The sequence below is a fragment of the Bacillus sp. FSL E2-8900 genome (assembly GCF_037966225.1).
GTDB lineage: Bacteria > Bacillota > Bacilli > Bacillales > Bacillaceae_G > Bacillus_A > Bacillus_A cereus.
Map to the genome: position 1 here is coordinate 3,893,988 of NZ_CP150193.1, position 17,143 is coordinate 3,911,130.

The following is a 17,143-nucleotide window of genomic DNA, read 5'->3' on the forward strand; positions in this document are numbered from 1 at the left end:
CATTATAATATTGAAAGTAGGATAAGAAAAAAGGGAGCGATAGAATCGTGTCAACAACTTGGATTATTTTATTAGCCGTAATCGTAGCATTTATCGGCTACACTGTATGGATGTACTTCTATCAGAAAAAATTAATTAAAACTCTTACAGAAGAAGAATTTCGCGCTGGCTACCGTAAAGCACAGCTTATCGATATTCGTGAAGCAGACGAATATAACGCAGGGCATATTTTAGGTGCACGTAACATTCCGTTATCACAAATTCGCCTTCGCCATAAAGAACTTCGTCAAGATCAACCTGTTTACTTATATTGCCAAAGCGGATTCCGTACAGGTCGTGCAGCGCAATACTTAAAAAAACAAGGCTACAAAGATTTCTACCAATTACAAGGTGGATTTAAATCTTGGACAGGCAAAATTAAAAAAAAATAATAACATACAAAAAACTAGCTGAATAAATCAGCTAGTTTTTTCATTTCATCTTATTCGCAATGTATAATAAATTCTGCTTGATTACCTTTTCATCGTTCTCTTCTACATTCCGATACAGCAGCTGATATTCAATTCCTTTCTCTTTCCATATAAGCGTAGCAAATTCGTCACCACGTTCATAATCATCTTTATTTTTAAAATAAGCAGACGTTCCATTATTCAGTTTCATTTGTTCTTGAAATCGCTTCTCTTCCATAAGATCCGGAAAACTATAAGGAAAGTTCGCGACATTTAACTCAATATACTCATTTCTACCTGGCTCCTTCTGTTTATATTTAATCGTTAAGACAGCGTTCTTTTTCCCAAGCGTTCTTACTTCACCCTTCACATCACTTGGAATGTCGTACGGTAAAAACGTTGGAACTTTAAACTTCACCGGAAAATATTTTGGAAGTTCCTTTAGCGGAATAGGATCCGTAACACGATCCATAGCTCCTCCTGTTGTTCCCACAAAGTGTTTTTCTTCTTGCATCGTTTGCTGAAACGAACACGAACTAAGTACAAAACTAGAAAACACGAAACAAATGATTCTTTTTTTCAATTTGTTTCCGCCCTTTCATACCGCTCTCTTAACGAACGAAGCGTTGATATGCTCTTCATATTCGCTTTGTCATCAAACTCCACCTTTGAAAACTTTCTACGTTATTCTCACACATTTTGACAACACTTTTTGCAAACAAAAAAGACCCCTATCATTCTTACGCCCAAGTGAAAAGGTTACGCGAATAAAAAGAAGTCTTATTAATACCATAGTTTGTGAAAAGCTTTTCAGGTCAAGATTTTTTCTTTCTTATTATTTTCCCTTTATAATAAGTGAAAGAGGTGATACATATGGCCAATATAAAACAAATTGCTAAAACTGCTGGTGTATCGATATCAACTGTTTCTCGTGTCCTGAATAATCACCCTTACGTAAAAGAAGAAAAGCGTAAGCGTGTTCTAGATGCTGTTGAAGAATTAAACTACGCAAAAAATATAAATGCTGTCCATTTAATAAGAGGGAAAACATATACAATTGGCGTTATGCTTCCTTTCATTAACCTCCCCTACTTTAGTACGATTATTGAAGGAATCGGAAACGAAGCGTTATTAGCTGGGTATCATATTAATTTATGTCAAACGAATTACGATAGCATTGAAGAAATTCGTGTTCTTGAAATGATGAAAATGAAACAATTTGATGGGATGATTATTTGCTCCCGAACGAGCTCTTGGGAACAAATCGAACCTTTTGCAAAATTTGCCCCTATTATTTCATGTGAAAAAATGAAGCATCCCCTCATTTCATCCATCTACGTAGATCATTATGAAGGTTTCCGTCTTGGTACTGCCTATTTACTAAGTAGAGGCCATGAAAAAATCGGAATTTGTTTAGCAAGAAAAACAAGTGTAAATTCCATGGAGCGCGAAAAAGCGTTCGCCGATACACTTCGTAACGAAGGCAAAACGTTGCATCCTGAATGGATTTTCCACCAATGCTATACAATGCAGGACGGAGCACAAATACTCCATCGTATTTTAAATATGAAAAATCGTCCAACTGCTATTTTCACAGCGAACGATCAAGTTGCAGCTGGTTTATTAACAGAGGCTCGAAAACATGGTATTCGAGTACCTGAAGACCTTGCTATCCTTGGATTTGATAATCATGAAATTTCAAAGGCATTAGAAATTTCCACAATTGAACATCCCGGTCTCGCAATGGGCTCACATGCTTTTTCTTTATTCCATAAGCAGATCCAAAGCGAGCAAATTGTCGGCAGTGCAAAAGAACTTTCATTCCATTTAATTGAGCGAGAGACTGTCTAAAAAGAGCGTTACTTATAACGCTCTTTCTCAGCTCTTCACCTATTGACTTTATATTTCCCATCTCATATAATGAACCTAACGAACGGTAGGTAGGGGATGAAAATGACAGCAAACCGCATTAAAGCTGTAGCACTTTCTCATTTCGCACGCTACGGCTATGAAGGAACTTCATTGGCAAATATTGCTCAAGAAGTTGGGATTAAAAAACCATCGATTTACGCACACTTTAAAGGAAAAGAAGAGCTATATTTCATATGCTTAGAATCTGCTCTTCAAAAAGATTTGCAGAGCTTCACAGGCGATATCGAAAGCTTTTCCAATTCGTCCACTGAAGAATTGCTTTTAAAATTATTAAAAGGGTATGCAAAACGATTTGGTGAAAGTGAAGAATCAATGTTTTGGTTACGAACTTCTTATTTTCCGCCTGATGCATTTCGCGAACAAATTATTAATAAAGCAAATGTACACATTGAAAACGTCGGAAAACTTTTATTCCCTGTATTTAAAAGAGCAAGCGAACAAGATGAGCTGCATAACATTGAAGTAAAAGACGCCTTAGAGGCTTTTCTATGCTTACTCGACGGTCTTATGGTTGAACTATTATACGCAGGTTTAAATCGTTTTGAGACACGTTTAGACGCTTCTTGGAAAGTATTTTGGCGCGGACTTTCAAACTGACGGATTGCTCCTTTGCAATGCGTCGTTTTTAAGCCCTTTACCTAACGACTGGTAGGAAGGAGAAATGACATATGGCATGGATTTATGTAATCATCGCTGGTATTATTGAAATATTTTGGGTGATTGGACTAAAAAAAGCAGAGGCACCACTTGAATGGGCTGGTGTTGCTCTATTAATTACAATTAGTTTCGTCTTATTATTTAGAGCTTATAAAGATTTACCTGTCGGCACTGTATACGCAGTCTTTACAGGAATCGGAGCTGGCGGAATCGTTCTTACAGAGATTTTCATCTTCGGAGAACCTTTCTCTATCGTAAAAGTTTTATTAATCGGTTTAATCTTCTTCGGAGTAATTGGTTTAAAACGAGTAACAGAAGAAAAAGAAGCGAAGGAGGCCGCATAAAATGGCTTGGGTATTTTTAATTCTAGCTGGTATTTGTGAAATTATTGGTGTACTCTTTATGAAAGTAGCCACTGAAAAGAAAGGCTGGGCACCAAAAGTTATTTTAATCGCTAACTTCGGCGTAAGCTTCTTCTTCTTATCTCTTGCGATGAACACATTACCGATGGGAACTGCTTACGCAATTTGGACTGGAATCGGAACTGCTGGAAGTGCACTTCTAGGCATTCTCATTTTCCGAGAATCAGCGGATTGGCGTCGTCTTGCTTTCTTAAGCTGTATTCTATGCGGCGCTGTTGGCTTAAAACTATTAAGCTAACGTGAGGTGAATGTCATGTGGAAAGAAAAAGGAAAGAAAATATTAGCATGGATCACACTTGGTATCCTCATTCTATTACAAATAAGTTTTCATATAATAGAATCATTGTTTCATAAAGTATTATCCATTCTCACATTCCTTCCTAACATGACACTTGAAATTATATCGATTGTTTGGTCCATTATCACCTCCATTGCAATCGTCATTATATGGAGTATCGCCAAACTATGGAATAAGTTATTTAAAAAGGACAGTATTTCTGAAAAAGAATAACTGTCCTTTTTTATATTCATTCAGACTTTCTGTAGAAGTTACATGTGATAAGACAAAACAGACCAATTATGGCAATACTTATACCAACCCCTTTATGTAAACTTGGAAATAACAGTGGTATATCCGAGTAAACATTTGCTAATATGAGGCCGATTGAAAATAAAAATATTCCTATTCTATATAACCATTTCTTTTGTTCATCATTCTCCCCTCCTAACATTTTTCATATACTCCTTTCTTTTGGACATACTACCTAAAAAAGGAGTGGATAATATGCAAAATTCTATACATAAGCAAATTCTATTTTTATTTTTCCTATTTCTTATTCTCGTTATCGTTTTCAGCTTTATATTACATACTCCAAAAGATGTACCAAATAGCGTTTCTTTTTATAAACTACTGCTCTCGTATTGTCGTTATTGAAGAAGGTGCCTTTTTTAAGGCACCTTTTAAAATTCTCTTTTTTCATATATTTTTACTGAAACAAAGATAGATATTATGAACATGCATATTGAACTAATGAATAACAAGCTGTTATATAGTTGAATTTGTTCTAAGTTGATTTGAAACAAAGCTTCTAAAACAACTATCGGTGCCATGAATATTACTATCGTAATGAAAATGGATTTCTTATACCCTAGCCAAAAGGCTATTGGTAAAACAAAGCTTAAATACAATAAAATAAAGCTAATACTAGCAACCATTGTCGTTTCAATAAATTCAAATAAGTTAACCCCGCTCTTCATTCCTATCGTGAAACAACCGACCGTTACACTTATAAAAAGAATAATTATTGCTACTATATATTTCGCATACACAATTTGTTTTCTCAATATTGGTAAACTATTTACTATAACTTCACTCTCATTTTTACTATCTGCTTCAAATGTTTTTACTGTTGCCCCAATTGTAATAATTACTGACATAATTATGAACAGATTTTCCGTATCTGTTAAGGCCATATAAAAGAAAACAGGATACAGTATGTACCAAATTAAAAATTTCCATTGAATAATGAAATCTTTTAAAATTAGTTGCTTGATCATGTATTACCCCTCCTAATATGAAAATGCTCCTTCTATAACTCTGCCTCCTGAAACATTTTCATTGAGAGAAACATTGATATGACTATACTTACTAACACTCCAATACTAAGAACACCCATTGCTAGTGTAGCCTCTTGAGAGTGAAGTACTTTTAACATAATTGTTTTATCACCAAAAATATTGCACATAAGACCAATCATACCCATTAAAGGAAAAAGCATAATCAAATTCAAGACAGTAATAACTTTATATCCCCCAATGTAATTAGTCGGTATCGTTACTGCACAATAAATCAAAGTTGCTACTATCGCTGAAAACACTGCATATCCAGGCATGACTATATCCCTGTCCAATAAAATATTTCCTAATATTACGACTATAAAAGTTACACTTAAACCAGCCATAATAAATAATGTGCTTGAAATATATTTAGCTATAATTATCTCTTTTCTCGTTATAGGTAAACTCACTAATACTTTTTCCGCTTTACTTTTCTCGTCATAATAAAAAGAAATATATATAATCGTACTACATGTTATAAATATTCCTATTGCAATCCCCATTGGTTCGACGGAATTCTTAAAAATAGATAAAATAGGGATTAAAAAATAGAAAGGAAACATCTTCTTCTGTAAAAAAAACTCCTTCAAAATCAACTGTTGCATATGAATTCTCCTCTCTATAAATCACGCGTTTCATAAATTTTAATTGTAAGAAACATAGAAGCGATATAGGCACTAGCTAATATCATTCCTCCAACCGTAAATACACCAATATGTACTGGATTCATAATCCACTCACTGAATGAAGATGTTGTTTCATTCAGCCCATCACTAATAAATATCCAAAGAAGTACACCAATCCCCATTGCTGCCGCTGATACTATACTTCTCATGCCCTTTGATTTTGTACCATAATAACTAGGAAAAAATGTCGCCACAAATACTACAGAATAAATCACTCCACTTACCACTACATACCATGAAATTTCAATATAAAAATTAGGATGGTATACACCAATATCATCAATAACAGCAATACCTCTTAAAAGGAATACAATTATCATAGTTGAAACCATGGCACCGACAATAAATATTGCACAGGAAATATATCTAGCAATAATGATATCCTTCCGACTTACTGGTAAACTATTTATAATAATGTCACTTTTATTTCTTTCATCCATAAAGGTTAACGTCATAACGGAGGAGAGGGTTATAAATAGACAACTCATCGGAAATAAAAATTCACCACTTGGCTCTAACATAAAAAACAAAAGAGGCATAACAAAATTCACTAACCACATTACCCGAAAAAAGAACAAATCTTTATATACAAGCTGACGCATAAGCACCTCTTCCTTTCGCGGTGTAAACGATAATATCATCTAATGTAGGCTTTTCTAGTACAACCTCATTTCCAAACCAATCTATGATTGCTTGTTTATCATTCGCTAAACCTTCAAAACCAAACTTATTTTTTCGTAATCCAACAAATAGTTCTTTTCCTTCTCGGTCTAATAAATCATTACTTCCTTTTACGATTACGTAGTTCTCCATTAAGTCTTCTTTTTCACCAGTAAATATAATTTCTCCATCATTGATGAACGTAACATAATCTGCAATGCGCTCTAAATCTGTTGTAATGTGCGTTGAGAATAATACGGATACTTCATCTTCCATTACAATTTCTTGCAACATATCAAGTAATTCACTTCGAACAACTGGATCTAACCCTGCTGTCGGTTCGTCCATAATAATAAACTCTGCGTGGTGCGAAAGTGCGATGGCAATCGCAAATTTCATTTTCATTCCTTTTGATAATTCTTTAATTTTTTTATACTTCGGAACTTGCAATCTATGCATATACGATTGATACTGCTCTTCGTCCCACTTTTTATATAACGGTGCAATAATACGCTTCATTTGTTCACACGTTAAATCTTCGTAATAATGATTTTCATCATATACAAAGCCGATATTTTGTTTTATTTCCTTTTCAGCTTTCTTATTGTCCTTGCCAAAAATTTTTATATCTCCGTTATCTTTTTTAATTAAATTCATAATCATTTTGATTGTCGTACTTTTCCCGGCCCCATTCGGTCCGACAAACCCCATAATATATCCGCGTGGTAACGTAAAACTTATATTTTTCACTGCGAAACCTTCATAACTTTTACAAACATTTTTTAACTCTAACATCTCTCTCATTCCCCCTTATATAAAAACGCAATCATCTGCTGTAATTCTTCAAGTGAAAGCTGCAACGCTTTACTTTCATTCACAATCTCTTCCGCTTTACTTTCCAATAGGCGAAGCCTTTGTTCTTTTAATAGTTCATTATTTTTACGTGAAACATAAGTCCCCTTCCCAGCAACAGTTTCTATATATCCTTCTTTTTCAAGCTCCTCGTATGCACGCTTCGTTGTAATGACACTAATTTGTAATTCCTTCGCTAAGCTACGAATAGACGGTAATTGATCTCCACCCTTTAAACCGCCATTTAAAATAAGCTGGCTTAATTGTTTTCTTATTTGCACATAAATAGGGTCTTGGGAAGAATTCGAAATAATAATATTCATGTTTTCCTCCAGTGTGTGTATATACTGTATATACCTTATATATACAGTATATACACATCATCCTATTTTTGGCAAGAAAAAAAGACCAACATTTTCCTGTTGGTCTTTCGTATATGTATCACTTTTCAAAGCGATCTAACATCTCGTCTCTCATTCCGAAACTTACTACTGCAATTCCTATATACATAAACAGAAGGAATGCCGGATGAACCGTGTTGTACCAGCTGCTGTCAACGATTAAGTAAATCGTTAATGCGACAACAAGAACAAACGCTAAGATAAACATATAAAAGTGTCTTGTACTACCCATGATAAACTCCTCTCTTCTCACTTCACCATTCAACAGTTTATTTTATCGAATAATTCGATATGACTCAAGGTTAACTTTCTGTTATGTAATCAAGTTCCACCTTTACAATGTCCTCACATGCTATTGAAATGATTGTTCCTTGTTTATCAATCGCCGTCACTTCTCTATTATCCATTACACGATTTGCTACTCTTTCTAATACTTTCCCTTGGTCTCGATAGCAAAATTCTTTTACATCTTTAATTGTTTCTCCATTTTCTAAATGGTATACCATTCTATAACATCGATATCCCACACTTTCACCCCCGTCTTGTTCGTTTTTTCACATATACATAAAAATGAGTAATCTTTGCCTCATCACATCTTCTTAATTTCAATAAAATTCTAACAAAAATAAATACTTTTATCAAACCGACTTTTTCAACAAAACTACCTATAAAACTACACCTTTACACCATTAGGAAACAAAAAACATATTTTTTTAACATTTTCTTCACTATTTCTGCATAAAGTGAAACTTTATGCAGTGGGGATTTTTGTTCATCCCCACTGATTATTAGTTGAACCAATCGGGCATTTACGGACAGTTTATCTCCCACCTGGCTTCTTTGCACCAGCTAAGTTTTGAGTTGGGAGTTTACTGTCCGTTAATGCGGGACAAATTATCCATACAAAAAAAGAACCCGCCTCAGCGAGTTCTTCCTTTGTTATTTTAATCAAACTTGTACAGGAGCTGGCTTCGCATAACGTAAAACTGGTTTACGTGCAGCCATCGTTTCGTCTAAACGTTTAATGACTGTCGTATGCGGTGCTTCTTGTACAACTTCTGGATTTTCTTCTACTTCTTTAGCGATTTGAATCATCTTATCAATGAAACCATCTAATGTTTCTTTTGATTCTGTTTCTGTCGGCTCAATCATAATACATTCTTCCACATTTAATGGGAAGTAAATTGTTGGTGGATGGTAACCGAAATCAAGCAGGCGTTTTGCGATATCTAATGTACGTACACCAAGTTTCTTTTGACGACGACCTGATAATACAAATTCATGCTTACAATGTCTATCGAATGGAAGATCGTAGAATGGCGCTAATCTTCTCATCATATAGTTCGCATTTAATACAGCATACTCCGTTACTGCACGCAAGCCATCTGGACCCATAGAGCGAATATACGTGTATGCACGAACGTTAATTCCGAAGTTACCATAGAATGGTTTCACACGACCAATTGCTTCTGGACGGTCGTAGTTGAAGTGATAACCATTTTCCGTTTTCTCTAAAATCGGTTTTGGTAAGTACGGAATTAAATCAGCTTTCACACCTACTGGACCAGAACCTGGGCCACCACCGCCGTGAGGACCTGTAAATGTTTTATGAAGGTTTAAATGCACAACGTCAAATCCCATATCTCCTGGGCGTGCTTGGCTTAATACCGCATTTAAGTTTGCACCATCATAGTATAATTTACCGCCTGCATTATGGACGATTTCTGCCATTTCTAAAATATTTTCTTCGAATAGCCCTAATGTATTAGGATTTGTTAACATAAGTGCTGCTGTTTCTTCGTTTACAACACGTTTTAAGTCTTCTAAGTCAACAAGGCCATTTTCATTTGATTTTACTGTAATTGTTTCAAAACCAGCTACAGTTGCAGATGCTGGGTTCGTTCCGTGAGCAGAGTCAGGCACAATTACTTTCGTACGGTTAAAGTCACCATTCGCTTCATGGTATGCACGAATTAACATTAAACCTGTCCATTCTCCATGTGCACCAGCTGCTGGTTGTAAAGTAACAGTATCCATACCTGTAATTTCAATTAAATGCTCTTGTAAGTCGTACATTAATTCCATTGCACCTTGTACTGTCTTTTCATCTTGCAGTGGATGAATATTTGCAAATCCTGCGAAACGAGCTACACTCTCATTAATTTTCGGATTATATTTCATCGTACAAGATCCAAGTGGATAGAATCCAGAATCAACACCGTGGTTACGGTTTGAAAGTGCTGTATAGTGGCGCATAATATCAAGTTCAGATACTTCTGGTAGCTCTGCATCTTCTACTCGAATATAATCGCTCTCAAACACATCTTCTAGTTTCACTTCTTCTACATCTAATTTGGGTAAGCTATATCCTATGCGTCCTTCTTTACTCACTTCAAAGATAAGTGCTTGGTCTTGGTTCTTCATTGGATAGCCCCCATTTCGTTTACAAGTGTGTCAATTTCCTCTTTTGTACGAAGCTCAGTTACTGCTACAAGCATATGGTTTTCATGCTCTTTATAATCACGGCCTAGATCATAACCACCGATAATATTCTTTTGTAATAATGCATCGTTTACTTCTTTCACTGGACGTTTGCAATCTACAACAAACTCATTGAAGAATGGTCCAGCAAATGTTACTGTGAAGCCTTTCGCTTCAAATTGACGTTTTGCATACTGTGCTTTAGAAATGTTTTGACGTGCCATTTCTTTCACACCTTGTTTGCCAAGTGCCGTCATTGCAACAGAAGCTGCTAATGCATTTAACGCTTGGTTTGAACAAATGTTAGATGTCGCTTTATCACGACGAATATGCTGTTCACGTGCTTGTAACGTTAATACAAATCCACGTTTACCATCTGAATCTACAGTTTGTCCAACAAGACGTCCTGGAATTTTACGCATAAATGCTTTCGTTGTTGCAAAGTAACCACAGTGCGGTCCACCAAACTGCGTTGGAATACCGAATGGTTGTGCATCACCGATTACAATATCAGCACCAAATTTCCCTGGTGGTGTTAATGCGCCTAATGATAATGGATTTGAAGAGACGATAAATAATGATTTTTGTTGATGAACGATTTTTTCAATATCAGCTAATTTTTCAACTTGTCCGAAGAAGTTTGGATATTGAACGATTACACAAGCAACTGTATCATCTACTTCACTTTGTAATACGTCTAAATCTGTTACACCATCTTTATGATTAATTTCAACAACTTCAAGATTTTGACCTTTTGCATACGTTTCAAGTACTGCTCTTGACTCTGGATGAACCGCGCTAGATACAAGAATTTTCTTTTTGCGAGTATGGCCAGCTGCTAACATTGCCGCTTCAGCTAAAGCTGTACCCCCGTCATACATAGAAGAGTTTGCTACATCCATTCCTGTTAATTCACAAATCATTGTTTGGAATTCAAATATTGCTTGTAATTCCCCTTGTGAAATTTCCGGTTGGTATGGTGTGTAAGCTGTATAAAATTCTGAGCGAGAAATAACATGATCTACAATTACTGGAGCATAATGATCGTATACACCTGCTCCTAAGAAAGAAGCGTATTCTTTTAAGTTAGCATTTTTACTAGCCATTTGAGATAGCTCTTTTAAAAGCTCTGGCTCTGATTTTGCTTCTTTAATTTTTAAATCCCCTTTAAAACGAACACTCTCTGGAATATCAGAGAATAATTCATCGATCGTTTGAACGCCGATTGTTTGTAACATTTCTTTTTTGTCTTCTTCTGTCATTGGAAGATAACGATGCAACATGAAATCTACCCCTCTCCCCGTTACTTTGAACGTTTGTAAAATGGTGTTGGAACAACTACTGCTTTGACGCGTTTATTACGAATTTCAATTTCTACTTCTGTATCAACTGCTGCGTATTTTACATCAATTAGTGCTAAACCAATGCTTTTCTTTAACGTTGGAGATTGTGTACCACTCGTTACTTCCCCAATTTTTTCTTCACCAATAAATACAGGGTAATGCGTACGAGGAATTCCACGTTCGATTACTTCGATGCCGACTAATTTACGAGGCGCACCGTTTTCTTTTTGCTCTTTTAACGTTGCTTTTCCAAAGAAGTCTGCTTCTTTATTTGTTTTTACCGCAAAGCCAATTCCAGCCTCAATCGGTGTAATATCTTTTGATAATTCTTGTCCATAAAGTGGTAATGTTGCTTCGAATCGAAGTGTATCACGAGCACCTAAACCACATGCTTTTAAGCCCTCTTCTGCTCCAACTTCAAGAAGTTTCTCCCAAAGTTTTGCAGCATCTTCACTCTTACAGTAAATTTCGAATCCATCTTCACCTGTGTAACCTGTACGAGATACAAGTGCTGGAATTCCGTCTACAAGAATATCGTTTTTAAATTTAAAGAACTTAATTTCTTTCAAATCTTCTGACACAACTTTTTGTAAAATGCCTTCTGCTTTTGGTCCTTGAATTGCAAGCTGTGCAACTTCACTAGAAACATTGACTACTGTCGTATCGCCAATTACATGACTTGCTAACCATTCGTAATCTTTCTCGATATTTGATGCATTGATTACTAATAAATAGTCTTCTTCACCACGTTTGTAGATTAATAAATCATCTACTGTACCACCATTTTCGTAGCACATAGCTGTATATTGTGCGCCCCCTACCTTTAAGGTAGATACGTCATTTGTAACAACACGTTGTAAAAATGCTAAACTATCTACACCTTTTACTTCAACTTCTCCCATATGAGACACATCGAACAAACCTGCAGCTGTACGTACAGCTTCGTGTTCTTCTTTAATGCTTGAAAATTGAACTGGTAATTCCCAACCACCGAAGTCGATTGTTTTCCCACCATACTTCGCGTATACATCAAATAACGGTGTACGTTGTAATGTAATCATGCTCTCTCCCCCTTATGCTTTGACAAATCAATAAAAGTTGCTTCCCTTTTCTAAACATTTTCATTCTGAAAAGATAGGATATACGGAATCTCATTATATTTTTTTATGAAAGCGTAAATAAAAAATCACTTTCTTGGATAAAATACGAAAGATTCCACACATTTCACACCATTATCCTAACATCATTCGCTATATTTCATCAATATTCTAGCATAAAAAATAATTTAGAATTTTTTATGTTAAAACACAATAAATACAGCTTTTGAGATTTAATACTTTATTATTGTCTATCATATAGCCTTTAATAACGATAATTATGCCTTCTTTTAAGGCAAATCATCATACATTAAAAAATAATTACTTTAGTTTATAAAAGGTGGGAGAGTTGTAATGAATGTCGATATTTCCGTAGATCGGACATGGCAAAACAATTTTTTAAATAGAATTGACGAAGATGGTCCTTGGACAAACTGGGATTTATATCACTTAGCTTATGAAACAGAAAAATCGTTACTTGTTCCTACTTTTGATGGACTACAAGCACCGAAACATTTATCCCATTTCACACCGCTTCCGCATCAATTAGAAGTCGCTCAAAATGTGATTGAACAAATGAACGGTAAAGCGATTCTAGCAGATGAAGTAGGCCTTGGAAAAACAATCGAAGCTGGACTTATTTTGAAAGAATACATGGTCCGCGGGCTCGTGAAAAAGGTACTTATACTTGTCCCAGCTTCTCTCGTATCACAATGGGCATACGAACTGAATACAAAGTTTTTCATTCCAGCTGTAGCCCAAAAGAAAAGCTATTCATGGGAACAAGCCGATGTGATTGTCTCCTCAATTGATACTGCAAAACGTTCACCGCATCGTGATATCGTTTTGAACTTAGAATATGACCTTATTATTATCGATGAAGCACATAAACTTAAAAATAATAAAACAAAAAACTATGAATTTGCACAGCGATTAAAAAAGAAATTTTGTTTATTACTAACCGCTACTCCTGTTCAAAATAAGATTGATGAAATTTTTAACCTTGTTTCTTTATTAAAACCAGGACATTTAGGCAATCAATCCAACTTTGAAGAATATTACGCTTCCAAAAATCGCTCAGCCGAATCAGATGAAGACTTAAAAGCTCTCATTAATAAAGTAATGGTGCGAAATAGACGACATAATACCGGTATCGATTGGCCGAAGAGACATGTACGTACAATTTTTGTTGAGTTTAATGAACAAGAACAAGCTCTATATAATGATATCGAAAATTGGCGAGGACAAGACGCCTTCACATCTGCTTTCTCATCGTTAACTTTAAAACGGGAAGCATGTAGTAGTCGTGAGGCTGTTTACTATTCATTGAAAAAGCATGTAGAAAAAAGACAGAAAGAAAACGAACATTATATAAAAGATCCACATATCGATGTGCTAATGGACAAAATTAATCATATTCCTTTCAACTCAAAAGCAAATAAAGCTCTTGAGCTTATAAAAGAAATTGACGATAAAGTCGTTATCTTCACAGAATATCGAGCGTCACAAATGTACTTACAATGGTTTTTACAACAACACGGTATTTCTTCCGTTCCATTCCGCGGCGGGTTTAAACGCGGGAAGAAAGATTGGATGAAGGAGCTTTTCCAAAACCACGCACAAGTATTAATTGCAACTGAAGCTGGTGGTGAAGGGATTAACTTACAGTTTTGTAGCCATATGATCAATTATGATTTGCCATGGAATCCAATGCGTCTTGAACAAAGAATCGGGCGTATTCACCGTCTCGGTCAAAAGAATGATGTTCATATTTATAACTTAGCTACAAAGCATACTGTTGAAGAACATATTCTGAAACTGTTATATGAAAAAATCAACTTATTCGAGCGTGTTATCGGTGAACTCGATGAAATTTTAACGAGAATTAATATGAAAAACATCGACGCGCACATTCAAGAAATTTTCGCGCAATCAAAAAGCGAAGGTGAAATTAGAATTAAGATGGAAAACTTAACATCTATTATCGACTTTGCGAAACGAAATGAAGCTGAGGTGCAGGGCTATGCAGCAACATGAAATTCATAATTACTTATACAATTTCTTTGAGGCGAATAACTGTGAAATTTTAGAACGTTCTCCTCATTTATTAGATGTACAGTTAACAATTGAGATGGATAAATTATTAATGAATCGCCCTTTTTATTGGCACTATCTTGAGAAAACAGGAGGCGTACCGAATCCGATGCGCCTTACTCTTATTACAAATCCAGAAAATGAAGAAAATGATGGTGAGCTTATTCACTACGGTTCACCACGTCTACATCAAATTTTCCAAACGACAAAAGAATTAGGCTCATACATACGTTTATATGAGGATGTAAGACATAATGGAGCAACACATACACCGCTCCACCCTTGGCTCGGTATTAATATAAAAGTTTCCTATCAATGTGATCGAAAAAAAGACATCCTTCACTCGATTGGTATTCATCTCATTTCTGGAACAATGATGGCAAACTTTCATGAAACATTAACAAACATTAAACTTACACCAAAAATACCTGATTTTTGTTTTACGCTCTCGCCCATCATTAAACCTCAAAGTGGTTTACAACGCATAGAAGACGCTTTAAAAAATATAATTGCAGAAGATGACCATACGTGGGCAAAAGAAGCAAGAGTGCGTTGGAATCATGATTTAGACCTTTTAAACCGTTTTTATGAAGAAAGTGACGAACTTCCTGAGAGCTATGAAATTGAAAAACAAGCTCTGCAAGAACAGTATGAACCACGTATTACAGTGCAAATTATTAACGGTGGACTCTTTTATGTTACCGCGAATCATTTTCTATCAAAATAAAGCTCCTTCTGCTTTAGAAGGAGCTTTATTTCGAGTTACTCTCTATCCTCATTACGCTCTTGTTGTTTTTGCTTTGCCATGCGTTTTTGATACGCACGATCCTTCGCGCTCACATGATTTGCATCAGTTGGAAGATTTTCTTTCGAACGTCCAATTCCATTGCTCATCTTTCCCACTCCTTTTTACGTTTTTCAGAATACATGTTTATTTTCAGCTAGAGTGACAATCCTTATACAAAAAAATAAGAGCAGCCATTGGCCACTCTTACTCGCTCACATATTTTTGAAACATATCATGGATGCCTTTATTTACTAGGTTCGAGATCTGCTCGTCAGATTTATTCGGATAACGATCACGCAATCTGATAGATGCCTTCACCATTAAATTTTCTAATACAGAACGGCCACCTTCTCCATAAATAATTTCAGCATATTTAACAAGCCTTCCATCCTCTACTGTTGCTGGATTATGATTGAAGAAAAATTTACTCATTGTCTCCACCTCTCTCTTTTGATAACGTTTACATTTATATAGATTATTTATGTTATTTATTTCACAATATTGTATGCATGTATATTTAATTAGTTTCATTATAAAGCAACATATCGATAGTAAATATGTGATTTTCCGTCCATTTTGTGAACAAATTAAAAATGAAAGCGTTTCCTTTATTATATACTAAAAAAACTTACTACGCTAGGGGCAATTTTTTTCAATCTACTAACCCCTCGAAAATTGATATATTTTTTCTTTTCCCATTAAACCCTTATACAATTTTCAGAAATTATATTATAAAATATATGTATGACTTAAGGAGGCTTTGTATGAATCAAAATAAAAAAGCTATATTAGATCTTGTCTTTTATCTCGTAATCCCATTCCTCATTTGGAAATTTGCAAAACCTTATATCGATCCTTATTACGCGATGTTACTTTCCTCTGTTCCGGGGATTATTTATACACTGTATACCTTTAAAAAAGAAAAACAGTTTAACGTGACAGGGTTCTTTATTTTAATTACACTCATTTCTAATACAACGGTAGATTTATTATCTGGGTCAGCTGAACGAATGTTGTGGAATGATGCATATTATCACATCGTACTCGGTATTATCGTCATCTGTACAATTTTCATAAAAAAACCACTCATGTTATATTTCGCTGCGGATATTGCAGCGCTGCAAGGCCATGACCGCGATAAAAGTCGTGAACTGTATCGTGATAGTCGTATCTATCCAGCATTGCAATATTTAACGCTCTTTTTTGGTCTACAATTCATATTAAAAAGCTTCTTAAAAATTTATTTCATCTCTGTTTTTGGTGTAGATGGCTATGGTGAAATGAGAGCGATTATGACCGCTGTAGGCTGGGGCATTTCTATTTGTATCGGAATAGGATTTGTATGGGTGAACAATAAAATACATGCCGTTACGGAAGAACAAGAATCCGTGCAGTAAATAAAAATCCCCTAGTGTAATACGACACTAGGGGATTTTTGGTTTGCTAAACATATGACTAAAATTCAACTTGATTTTTTTCTTTTACTTTTTACATTTCGGTAAAACAAAGCAGCACTCAGCGGCATAACACCAAACCACTTATTCATAAATGGCTCTTTTTCAGCACGGCGTTGTTCTTTCTTTTGTTTTCGATCTTCTTTTGGAGCATCCATATACGACACAAACTGCTGCGTCACAAAGCGAACATAATCATTAGTAGACATAT

At 35.3% G+C, this 17,143-nt stretch carries 25 protein-coding genes; 10 read left to right on the top strand and 15 right to left on the bottom strand.

The window, feature by feature from the left end:
- The first annotated feature begins 47 nt into the window (after positions 1–47).
- Positions 48–431, top strand: a complete 384-nt coding sequence (locus NST90_RS19875) for a rhodanese-like domain-containing protein (RefSeq protein WP_000108653.1) — start codon at positions 48–50, stop codon at positions 429–431.
- 40 nt (positions 432–471) lie between these two features.
- Here NST90_RS19875 and NST90_RS19880 read toward each other — a convergent pair whose 3' ends face one another.
- A complete protein-coding gene (locus NST90_RS19880; protein WP_283748089.1) occupies positions 472–1,008 on the bottom strand; it encodes a DNA polymerase III subunit delta in 537 nt (178 codons plus the stop codon).
- 314 nt (positions 1,009–1,322) lie between these two features.
- Here NST90_RS19880 and NST90_RS19885 point away from each other — a divergent pair, with 314 nt between their 5' ends.
- The 5 genes from NST90_RS19885 (at position 1,323) to NST90_RS19905 (ending at position 3,971) form a co-directional block, all read left to right on the top strand.
- On the top strand, positions 1,323–2,300 hold the full coding sequence (locus tag NST90_RS19885) for a LacI family DNA-binding transcriptional regulator (protein ID WP_001273985.1): 978 nt from the start codon (positions 1,323–1,325) through the stop codon (positions 2,298–2,300).
- 96 nt (positions 2,301–2,396) lie between these two features.
- Positions 2,397–2,978, top strand: coding sequence for a TetR/AcrR family transcriptional regulator (locus tag NST90_RS19890; protein WP_002005730.1), 582 nt, complete (start codon positions 2,397–2,399; stop codon positions 2,976–2,978).
- Between the two features lie 71 nt (positions 2,979–3,049).
- Positions 3,050–3,382, top strand: a complete 333-nt coding sequence (locus NST90_RS19895; RefSeq protein ID WP_000312339.1) for a multidrug efflux SMR transporter — start codon at positions 3,050–3,052, stop codon at positions 3,380–3,382.
- Position 3,383: 1 nt separating this feature from the next.
- Positions 3,384–3,698 carry a multidrug efflux SMR transporter gene (locus NST90_RS19900; RefSeq protein WP_000312623.1) on the top strand — a complete coding sequence of 105 codons (315 nt, stop codon included), beginning with the start codon at positions 3,384–3,386 and terminating at the stop codon, positions 3,696–3,698.
- Between the two features lie 15 nt (positions 3,699–3,713).
- Positions 3,714–3,971, top strand: a complete 258-nt coding sequence (locus NST90_RS19905) for a DUF3975 family protein (protein WP_033695608.1) — start codon at positions 3,714–3,716, stop codon at positions 3,969–3,971.
- A gap of 16 nt (positions 3,972–3,987) precedes the next feature.
- Here the strand turns inward: NST90_RS19905 and NST90_RS19910 are convergent, their stop codons facing one another.
- The 11 genes from NST90_RS19910 to gcvT all read right to left on the bottom strand — a co-directional run bounded on the left by NST90_RS19910 (position 3,988) and on the right by gcvT (position 12,561).
- Positions 3,988–4,191 carry a hypothetical protein gene (locus NST90_RS19910; RefSeq protein WP_046392991.1) on the bottom strand — a complete coding sequence of 68 codons (204 nt, stop codon included), beginning with the start codon at positions 4,189–4,191 and terminating at the stop codon, positions 3,988–3,990.
- 229 nt (positions 4,192–4,420) lie between these two features.
- Positions 4,421–5,017, bottom strand: coding sequence for an ABC-2 transporter permease (locus NST90_RS19915; protein ID WP_046392992.1), 597 nt, complete (start codon positions 5,015–5,017; stop codon positions 4,421–4,423).
- Between the two features lie 32 nt (positions 5,018–5,049).
- Entirely contained in the window at positions 5,050–5,682 is a 633-nt protein-coding gene (locus NST90_RS19920; protein ID WP_006921548.1) for an ABC-2 transporter permease, read from the bottom strand.
- Between the two features lie 14 nt (positions 5,683–5,696).
- On the bottom strand, positions 5,697–6,365 hold the full coding sequence (locus tag NST90_RS19925; protein WP_006921549.1) for an ABC-2 transporter permease: 669 nt from the start codon (positions 6,363–6,365) through the stop codon (positions 5,697–5,699).
- On the bottom strand, positions 6,346–7,218 hold the full coding sequence (locus NST90_RS19930; RefSeq protein ID WP_000891306.1) for an ABC transporter ATP-binding protein: 873 nt from the start codon (positions 7,216–7,218) through the stop codon (positions 6,346–6,348). Before NST90_RS19930 ends, NST90_RS19925 begins: the two co-directional genes overlap by 20 nt.
- A 5-nt stretch (positions 7,219–7,223) precedes the next feature.
- Positions 7,224–7,598, bottom strand: coding sequence for a GntR family transcriptional regulator (locus NST90_RS19935; protein WP_001021353.1), 375 nt, complete (start codon positions 7,596–7,598; stop codon positions 7,224–7,226).
- A gap of 118 nt (positions 7,599–7,716) precedes the next feature.
- Positions 7,717–7,908 carry a hypothetical protein gene (locus tag NST90_RS19940; protein WP_000535933.1) on the bottom strand — a complete coding sequence of 64 codons (192 nt, stop codon included), beginning with the start codon at positions 7,906–7,908 and terminating at the stop codon, positions 7,717–7,719.
- A 70-nt stretch (positions 7,909–7,978) separates the two neighbouring features.
- Positions 7,979–8,182 carry a DUF3929 family protein gene (locus tag NST90_RS19945; RefSeq protein WP_000262496.1) on the bottom strand — a complete coding sequence of 68 codons (204 nt, stop codon included), beginning with the start codon at positions 8,180–8,182 and terminating at the stop codon, positions 7,979–7,981.
- 442 nt (positions 8,183–8,624) lie between these two features.
- A complete protein-coding gene (gcvPB, locus tag NST90_RS19950) occupies positions 8,625–10,100 on the bottom strand; it encodes an aminomethyl-transferring glycine dehydrogenase subunit 2 (RefSeq protein ID WP_000795702.1) in 1,476 nt (491 codons plus the stop codon).
- Positions 10,097–11,440 (bottom strand): aminomethyl-transferring glycine dehydrogenase subunit 1, encoded by a 1,344-nt coding sequence (gcvPA, locus tag NST90_RS19955; RefSeq protein ID WP_000903240.1) that lies wholly within the window; start codon positions 11,438–11,440, stop codon positions 10,097–10,099. The genes gcvPB and gcvPA overlap by 4 nt, the downstream gene beginning before the upstream one ends.
- A 20-nt stretch (positions 11,441–11,460) precedes the next feature.
- Positions 11,461–12,561, bottom strand: a complete 1,101-nt coding sequence (gene gcvT / locus NST90_RS19960) for a glycine cleavage system aminomethyltransferase GcvT (protein ID WP_000631777.1) — start codon at positions 12,559–12,561, stop codon at positions 11,461–11,463.
- A 390-nt stretch (positions 12,562–12,951) separates the two neighbouring features.
- On the opposite strand from gcvT, the gene NST90_RS19965 reads away from it, so the two are divergent.
- Together NST90_RS19965 and NST90_RS19970 are read left to right on the top strand one after the other, a co-directional pair.
- Positions 12,952–14,634: an SNF2-related protein gene (locus NST90_RS19965; RefSeq protein ID WP_001100037.1), complete on the top strand. Its 1,683-nt coding sequence runs from the start codon at positions 12,952–12,954 to the stop codon at positions 14,632–14,634.
- A complete protein-coding gene (locus NST90_RS19970; RefSeq protein ID WP_001183964.1) occupies positions 14,621–15,418 on the top strand; it encodes a YqhG family protein in 798 nt (265 codons plus the stop codon). Before NST90_RS19965 ends, NST90_RS19970 begins: the two co-directional genes overlap by 14 nt.
- 35 nt (positions 15,419–15,453) lie before the next feature.
- On the opposite strand, the gene NST90_RS19975 is transcribed toward NST90_RS19970, so the two are convergent.
- Positions 15,454–15,585 (bottom strand): hypothetical protein, encoded by a 132-nt coding sequence (locus NST90_RS19975; RefSeq protein WP_000064668.1) that lies wholly within the window; start codon positions 15,583–15,585, stop codon positions 15,454–15,456.
- Between the two features lie 97 nt (positions 15,586–15,682).
- Positions 15,683–15,910 (bottom strand): hypothetical protein, encoded by a 228-nt coding sequence (locus tag NST90_RS19980; RefSeq protein WP_000032702.1) that lies wholly within the window; start codon positions 15,908–15,910, stop codon positions 15,683–15,685.
- 73 nt (positions 15,911–15,983) lie between these two features.
- Here NST90_RS19980 and NST90_RS19985 point away from each other — a divergent pair, with 73 nt between their 5' ends.
- Positions 15,984–16,100 carry a hypothetical protein gene (locus tag NST90_RS19985; protein WP_001987222.1) on the top strand — a complete coding sequence of 39 codons (117 nt, stop codon included), beginning with the start codon at positions 15,984–15,986 and terminating at the stop codon, positions 16,098–16,100.
- A gap of 142 nt (positions 16,101–16,242) precedes the next feature.
- Positions 16,243–16,875 (top strand): VC0807 family protein, encoded by a 633-nt coding sequence (locus NST90_RS19990; RefSeq protein ID WP_001073111.1) that lies wholly within the window; start codon positions 16,243–16,245, stop codon positions 16,873–16,875.
- Positions 16,876–16,940: 65 nt separating this feature from the next.
- On the opposite strand, the gene NST90_RS19995 is transcribed toward NST90_RS19990, so the two are convergent.
- Positions 16,941–17,141: a YqzE family protein gene (locus NST90_RS19995; protein ID WP_000106083.1), complete on the bottom strand. Its 201-nt coding sequence runs from the start codon at positions 17,139–17,141 to the stop codon at positions 16,941–16,943.
- Between the last annotated feature and the right edge of the window lie 2 nt (positions 17,142–17,143).

Excerpts from the sequence above, each read along its gene's own strand:
- NST90_RS19965 (WP_001100037.1), top strand. The coding sequence starts at position 12,952 with ATGAATGTCGATATTTCCGTAGATCGGACATGGCAAAACAATTTTTTA.
- NST90_RS19890 (WP_002005730.1), top strand. The coding sequence starts at position 2,397 with ATGAAAATGACAGCAAACCGCATTAAAGCTGTAGCACTTTCTCATTTC.
- NST90_RS19895 (WP_000312339.1), top strand. The coding sequence starts at position 3,050 with ATGGCATGGATTTATGTAATCATCGCTGGTATTATTGAAATATTTTGG.
- NST90_RS19940 (WP_000535933.1), bottom strand. The coding sequence starts at position 7,908 with ATGGGTAGTACAAGACACTTTTATATGTTTATCTTAGCGTTTGTTCTT.
- gcvPA (WP_000903240.1), bottom strand. The coding sequence starts at position 11,440 with ATGTTGCATCGTTATCTTCCAATGACAGAAGAAGACAAAAAAGAAATG.
- NST90_RS19985 (WP_001987222.1), top strand. The coding sequence starts at position 15,984 with ATGCATGTATATTTAATTAGTTTCATTATAAAGCAACATATCGATAGT.
- NST90_RS19900 (WP_000312623.1), top strand. The coding sequence starts at position 3,384 with ATGGCTTGGGTATTTTTAATTCTAGCTGGTATTTGTGAAATTATTGGT.
- gcvPB (WP_000795702.1), bottom strand. The coding sequence starts at position 10,100 with ATGAAGAACCAAGACCAAGCACTTATCTTTGAAGTGAGTAAAGAAGGA.
- NST90_RS19980 (WP_000032702.1), bottom strand. The coding sequence starts at position 15,910 with ATGAGTAAATTTTTCTTCAATCATAATCCAGCAACAGTAGAGGATGGA.
- NST90_RS19935 (WP_001021353.1), bottom strand. The coding sequence starts at position 7,598 with ATGAATATTATTATTTCGAATTCTTCCCAAGACCCTATTTATGTGCAA.
- NST90_RS19945 (WP_000262496.1), bottom strand. The coding sequence starts at position 8,182 with ATGGTATACCATTTAGAAAATGGAGAAACAATTAAAGATGTAAAAGAA.
- NST90_RS19975 (WP_000064668.1), bottom strand. The coding sequence starts at position 15,585 with ATGAGCAATGGAATTGGACGTTCGAAAGAAAATCTTCCAACTGATGCA.
- NST90_RS19910 (WP_046392991.1), bottom strand. The coding sequence starts at position 4,191 with ATGTTAGGAGGGGAGAATGATGAACAAAAGAAATGGTTATATAGAATA.
- NST90_RS19995 (WP_000106083.1), bottom strand. The coding sequence starts at position 17,141 with ATGTCTACTAATGATTATGTTCGCTTTGTGACGCAGCAGTTTGTGTCG.
- NST90_RS19970 (WP_001183964.1), top strand. The coding sequence starts at position 14,621 with ATGCAGCAACATGAAATTCATAATTACTTATACAATTTCTTTGAGGCG.
- NST90_RS19885 (WP_001273985.1), top strand. The coding sequence starts at position 1,323 with ATGGCCAATATAAAACAAATTGCTAAAACTGCTGGTGTATCGATATCA.
- gcvT (WP_000631777.1), bottom strand. The coding sequence starts at position 12,561 with ATGATTACATTACAACGTACACCGTTATTTGATGTATACGCGAAGTAT.
- NST90_RS19990 (WP_001073111.1), top strand. The coding sequence starts at position 16,243 with ATGAATCAAAATAAAAAAGCTATATTAGATCTTGTCTTTTATCTCGTA.
- NST90_RS19905 (WP_033695608.1), top strand. The coding sequence starts at position 3,714 with ATGTGGAAAGAAAAAGGAAAGAAAATATTAGCATGGATCACACTTGGT.
- NST90_RS19915 (WP_046392992.1), bottom strand. The coding sequence starts at position 5,017 with ATGATCAAGCAACTAATTTTAAAAGATTTCATTATTCAATGGAAATTT.
- NST90_RS19925 (WP_006921549.1), bottom strand. The coding sequence starts at position 6,365 with ATGCGTCAGCTTGTATATAAAGATTTGTTCTTTTTTCGGGTAATGTGG.
- NST90_RS19920 (WP_006921548.1), bottom strand. The coding sequence starts at position 5,682 with ATGCAACAGTTGATTTTGAAGGAGTTTTTTTTACAGAAGAAGATGTTT.
- NST90_RS19930 (WP_000891306.1), bottom strand. The coding sequence starts at position 7,218 with ATGTTAGAGTTAAAAAATGTTTGTAAAAGTTATGAAGGTTTCGCAGTG.